The following is a 5,806-nucleotide window of genomic DNA, read 5'->3' as shown; positions in this document are numbered from 1 at the left end:
GTCTATCCCCGACGCATCTACTAACTAAACCTGTTGTCTAAAGGCTTTGCATTGCTGTGCATGCTTACCCAATTTAGCTAGCCTCTTATGCGCTTTGTGTTCCTCGGTACAGACTTTTGCCGTTTGGCTTCCTTCACTGCATGGGTCGCCCCAAACCAGCTTGCCACGTGCTAATCGGCTCAATATAAATCAACAACTTGCCGATAAGGGACTTGCACCCTCTAGATAAAATTCCTACTTTTGAGGAATTGGAAGTGCATGCAAGGCACACACAGCCGTTACACGAGATTTGGGTATTTGGCTTAATTTAGAAATGGTTTTGTACTTGTGAAATTTGTCCTTAACCGAAAAAACTCGCATCTTTAGTCCCAAACCTCGTGTAGCGGCGACACGTGAACTGTCAACTTCCCGAAATCGCAGAAATATAATCAAGATCATCAATCAAAATCAATCAAAAATCAATGAAATCAAAAATCACTACTCTAGCACTAAGTCTATTGACTTTCTTCAATGTATTGGCGCAAAAAAACGAATTTGTTAAACAAGATAGCATCATTTACCCAATTCATAAAACAAATATTGGAAAGATTGCTTTTATGGAACAAACTAAAGCAATTGAAAATTTTAAACAAACAGACTTCTTACAAACATTTGAACTAAAAGAAAAAACAGATTTTAATATTCGAGTATTCTTGGAAAACTCACTAACAAATTATCTTCATTTATTATCGCCAAATTCGACTGCAGAAGAATTAACAAAGAATGGAAATTATCAGTTTACATTTATAGTTGACAATAAAAAGGTTTATGCTGAAAATCTTAACGTTGGGGCAGGAACTGCAGAAACAAAAAATCAGAAAACTATTTTTAGAGTTCCGCTAATAAGTTCAATTAACGAAGATTCTTGGGGTAAGTTTCTTTGGAATAGATTTTTCGGAAATGGAGGTCAAGAAGCATTTTCAGAGGGAGAACATTTACTCAAAATTGAAATAAGACCTTATTTAAAACTGAACGAAATAGTAACAGGAAACATAATTGCTGAAGGGCAACTTAAAATTATCGTCCCAGAAATCAAAATCGACGAAAAATTAGTGAAGGTTCAACAAATTAAACAAATTAAAGATTGGCAAATTTCTAAAGAGAAAATTGATATTGCTAAAATTGAAGACTTAAATAGAAAAATCGCAAAAAAAAACTATAGAGAAGTTACGAGCATAGTTGTGATTAAAAATGGAGAAATTTTAATAGAAGAATATTTTAATGGAGCAAACAGAAATACCCTTCACGACACGCGTTCAGTAGGAAAGTCATTTGCTTCAACACTAATGGGAATTGCCATAAAAGAAAAGTACATAAAAAGTGAAATGCAAACTTTAAAAGAATTTTATAATTTAAAGTCTTTTCAAAATTATTCTCATGCAAAAGACAGTATCAATTTAAAAAGTCTGTTAACAATGAGTTCAACTTTTGAAGGCTCTGATATGAATTCTGAATCACCTGGAAACGAAGAAAATATGTATCCAACTAAAAACTGGGTTGGTTTTACTTTAAATTTACCAATTGACAAAACAAAACAGATCAATAAACAATGGGATTACTTTACAGCAGGTTGCATAATTTTGGGAGATATTATTAACAAATCTGTACCAAATGGTTTAGAGAAGTATTCAAACGAAAAATTGTTTAAACCGTTAGGTATTAAAAATTTTAAATGGCAATTTACACCACAAAATGTTGTAAATACAGCAGGTAGTTTACAATTAAGTTCATTAGATTATGCAAAATATGGACAATTGTATAAAAATAATGGTAATTGGAATGGAAAACAAATTTTATCAAAAGAATGGGTAACCAAAAGTTTATCGCATCAAATCAACATTTCAGAAGATGAATTTTATGGCTACTTATTTTGGAACAAAACGTATAAAATAGAGGGCAAAAATTATGAAGTTTATTATTCTAGCGGAAATGGCGGAAATAGAATTTTTATATTCAAAGACCAACCAATCGTAATTGTAATAACATCAACTGCATATAATACGCCTTATGGAGAGAAACAAGTTGAGAAAATAATGCAACAACATTTAATACCAGCAATAGCTAAATAAAGAAAAAAAATGGCAGTTAACCGTCGTTTGGCAATGTGCCGGGATTTAGCTTAATTTGAAGATAGTTTTGTACTTGTAAAATTAGTAATTAACCGACAGTTTAGTTTCACTGCAGCTGTTTCATCTCAAAAAAACATTTTGGACCTATAAAAGAAGACTATTTCAAGCGCATTGCCGATATGAATCTGAAAAATCCACAAGTAATAGGTTTTGGAATCAACAACAAAGAAACCTTCGAGCAAGCCACGCAATTTGCCAAAGGAGCGATTATAGGTAGTGCTTTTATTCAGGATTTAACCAAAAACGGAACAGGAAAAATTGCTGATTTTGTAAAAGCGATTCGATAAAATTATTTTTATCATAAACAAAAACCGGTGTTTAAAGTATCTTTAAACACCGGTTTTTTTGTTGTAGATTCATATTTATTTATGACTACCTACTTATTTCAAAAAAAGCTATCTACTTATCTATAAGAAAGTTGTAAAATATTTGAGAAATATAAAGCGAAACAAACCTTCGACATTCTAACTCGAATTCGTTGTAAAAGCCAAGGCTTATTTCGCTTACATATAAATGGTGCGACATTTTAAAAAAGCATCAAAAAAAAAGTAAGTTATTTCATAAAAAATATCTGGTCAAAATAAATAATTACTGCTGGTCAATTAGCAATACATAATATTTCCTCGTACCAATGCATATTGATTATTTTAAAATCTTAGAGCTAACAGAATTTACTTTATATTTAACGATTACTAAATTCCATTAAAAAAACAAACCAATTCATTGAAATGTTTTGTTTTTGACTTTACGAATAACAACAAAATAAAACATCAATACTATGAGAAAATTGTCAATTACATTATTGTTTTTATTACAGTTGCATGCTGCAATCGCTCAAAATAAAACTGAAGATGTTACCCTTACTGATATGTTAAAAATTAAAACTGTTGGAAACATCAGCTTAACTAAAGATGGAAAACGAGCTGCTTTTACGGTAAATACAATTGAAAATGATGAAAATAACAAGCTGGATTATAAGTACCGCTCTCAGATTTTCACGGTCGCTATCTCAGGAAATACCACGCCTATTCAACTGACCACGCATAAAGATGGAGCTACAAAACCTACCTGGAGCCCTGACGGCAAGCAAATGGCTTTTACTCGTTCTGTAGAAGACAAAAATCAAATATTTATCATTTCTATGGAAGGCGGTGAACCCATGCAATTAACAAAAGATAAATATGGCGCAAGCAATCCAAAATGGTCACCAGATGGCAAAAAGATACTATATTCATCTAGTGTCCCGTTGCGCGATTTACTGCAAGATTCTATTTTAAACCCAGCAAAATCAATTCCTACATGGAAAATGGAAAAGCCTGGTTTTGATAAAAACGAGCATTTGGTAACCAATAAAGGAAAGCCAGACCCAAACGGAAGTTTATCTCAAATTAGAGCCTATCTTGATAAAAATACAACCGATAAAAAAGCAATTGTTCTTAATAAATTGAATTTTCAAAGTGAATCAAACGTATCATCGGATATGAATTTCAATCACTTTTTTGAAATAAATGTATCTAAAGATGCAACTCCCCGACTACTAACAAATGGTTTTTATAATTTTAACAACGCTGATTATACGCCAAACGGAAAACAAATAATTCTGTCAGGAGATGTAGATACTGCAGAAAACCAAGACCGATCCTTAGAAAGTGAGCTTTTTATAATGGATGCCAATGGAGAAAATTTCAAAATGCTATTAGGAGAAGACGGAAAAAGATACAATAGCGCGTCACTATCGCCATCCGGAAAATGGTTGGCTTTTCTTTCCAGCACCACCTCATTTGTATCAGTACCTTCACTATCGATAATGCCACTAAATGGAACTGAAAAAGATATTGTTACTATTCCTTTTGATCGTAACAAGTCAAATCTTACCTGGAGCAGGGATAATAAATATTTGTATTTTACCGCTCAAATGAATGGTGGCAACGTATTGCACAGAGTCAACCCATTAACGCAAAAAATAGAAACACTTTCTAGCACTGATGCAGGAATATCTAGTTTTGATATAGCAAACAATACGATTATGTACTCAAAAACTCAGGTGTCAAATCCATCTGAATTGTATTTGGCTGATGCCAATTTCAAAAACGAGAAAAAAATCAGCACTTTTAATGATTGGGTTACTACTAAAAAATTATCCTACCCGGAAAAGAAAACATTCCAAAACGAATTAGGAATGACCGTGGAATATTGGATTATGAAACCATCTAACTATAAACAAGGAGAAAAATACCCATTATTGCTAGAAATTCACGGAGGACCATCCGCCATGTGGGGTCCTAGTGAGGAAAGTATGTGGCACGAATACCAGTATTTTTGTAGCAAAGGATATGGAGTAGTCTACAGTAATCCGAGAGGTTCTGGTGGATATGGATTGGATTTTTTGAGAGGAAATATCAACGATTGGGGCACCGGACCGGCTAGTGACGTACTAACAGCATTAGATAAAACAGTTCAAGAAGGATGGGCAGACCAGTCTAAGTTATTCATTACGGGTGGTTCTTATGCGGGCTATTTGACCGCATGGATTATAAGTCATGACAATCGCTTTAAAGCGGCATGTGCGCAACGGGGTGTTTATGATTTGAATACCTTTTTTGGAGAAGGAAACGCTTGGCGATTGGTGCCCAATTATTTTGGTGGCTATCCGTGGGAACCAAAAGTTAAGGAGATTCTAGCTCGTGAATCCCCAATAAATTATGTACAAAATATTACAACACCGTTTATTATTTTTCATGGAGGCAACGATCGAAGAACTGGGTTTGTTCAAGCTGAAATGCTTTTTCGAAGTCTAAAAGTATTGGGTCGTCCTGTAGAATTTGTTGTGCATCCCGGCGCCACTCATGAAATTACTCGAGCTGGTGATAATCGTCAACGTATGGATCAAATGCTACGAACGTATGAGTTTTTTGAAAGAACAATCGACAAGAAATAAACTAAAAAATCAACTACCTATAACTCAGTTTAAAATTCATAACTTTTATTCCTAAAAAAAATCCCTATCAAAATAAATTTGATAGGGATTTTTCGTTGAATACACATACCTAATAATGTAGCCAAATCAATAACAAATATTACAGCGTTTCTAAAAGCGATTCGATAAAATTATTTTTATCATAAAAGTAAACTAGCGTTTCCTCTCAATTTAAAAAGAGAGTAAACGCTTTTTTTATGTTTTAAAATGGAATAGAAGTCCATTTGATGATTTGTAAGAAAATTTTAATATATTTGATAAAACAATAAAGCGAAACTAACCTTCGCCAATCTACCCAAAATGGGCGTATATACGAAGGTTTGTTTCGCTTATATACAAGTTGTGCGACATGCTAAAACCCCGAAATACAAAAGATGCAAACAGAATCAAAATTTCGTAATCTTTTTTTAATTAGAACAGGAATTGGAGTTTTCCTATTTCTGTCAATTTTATCATATTGCGTAAATGGACTGATAATTTCTGACTCAACTCCAAAAGAAGCATTAATTTTAGCATTTGTAGGACTGCTTTTTTTAGTATACGTTTCAATTGATTTGTTCAAAGTTTCTTCTCTAAAAATTATGGAGAAAGGTATTGAGAAAACTTCATTGATATTTAGAACCAAACAATATATTCCATACAGCACTATTCTGAGCATAGA

The 5,806-nt window shown here is 33.0% G+C and carries 3 protein-coding genes and 1 pseudogene; all 4 read left to right on the top strand.

The window, feature by feature from the left end; all coding sequences use genetic code 11:
• Nucleotides 1–461: 461 nt before the first annotated feature.
• The gene (locus E0F91_RS17300; protein WP_132067609.1) at nucleotides 462–2,108 is read left to right on the top strand and encodes a serine hydrolase domain-containing protein; all 1,647 of its coding nucleotides are present in this window, start codon (nucleotides 462–464) and stop codon (nucleotides 2,106–2,108) included.
• A 137-nt stretch (nucleotides 2,109–2,245) separates the two neighbouring features.
• Nucleotides 2,246–2,455 (top strand): annotated as a pseudogene (locus E0F91_RS17295) (tryptophan synthase subunit alpha); the annotation flags it as partial.
• 491 nt (nucleotides 2,456–2,946) lie between these two features.
• Nucleotides 2,947–5,106, top strand: a complete 2,160-nt coding sequence (locus E0F91_RS17290) for a S9 family peptidase (protein ID WP_132067608.1) — start codon at nucleotides 2,947–2,949, stop codon at nucleotides 5,104–5,106.
• 413 nt (nucleotides 5,107–5,519) lie between these two features.
• On the top strand, nucleotides 5,520–5,806 hold a 287-nt coding region (locus tag E0F91_RS17285), incomplete at its 3' end, for a hypothetical protein (protein WP_132067311.1).

Source organism: Flavobacterium sandaracinum (assembly GCF_004349135.1).
GTDB lineage: Bacteria > Bacteroidota > Bacteroidia > Flavobacteriales > Flavobacteriaceae > Flavobacterium > Flavobacterium sandaracinum.
This window is presented reverse-complemented; position numbering and strand designations above follow the sequence as displayed.

Coding starts and splice junctions, on each gene's coding strand:
- E0F91_RS17300 (WP_132067609.1), top strand. CDS start 462: ATGAAATCAAAAATCACTACTCTAGCACTAAGTCTATTGACTTTCTTC.
- E0F91_RS17290 (WP_132067608.1), top strand. CDS start 2,947: ATGAGAAAATTGTCAATTACATTATTGTTTTTATTACAGTTGCATGCT.